The 319-nt window shown below is 66.5% G+C and carries 1 pseudogene; it reads right to left on the bottom strand.

Annotation, left to right across the window (positions count from 1 at the left end):
* Positions 1-256: pseudogene (locus tag ACWGTO_RS33970) on the bottom strand (PfkB family carbohydrate kinase); the annotation flags it as partial.
* Positions 257-319 lie beyond the last annotated feature (63 nt).

A 319-nucleotide genomic window follows, 5' to 3' on the forward strand; every position in this document is an offset into this window, starting at 1 on the left:
CGACATCTTCCGGCCCGAGTTCGACGCAGGCGCCGAGATAGGTGTTCATCGAGCGCTCGCCATCGGGGGTGACGAAGATCATCGAGCGCGCCGTCGGCGGCTGTCCCTGGAGCGGCCTGGTGTCGAAGGCGACGCCCTGGGCATGGATGTCATGGGCATAGATTTCGCCCAGCGCATCGTTGGAGACCTTGCCGAAGAAGGCTGCGCGTCCGCCGAAGGAGGCGACACCGGCCGCCGTGTTGCCGGCGCTGCCGCCGGGGGAGCGGGAAAAGATGGGGGTCAAGCTGCAAGAGCAAGCTTGGCTTGCTTGAGTCGACCG

The organism is Mesorhizobium sp. PL10 (assembly GCF_053714315.1).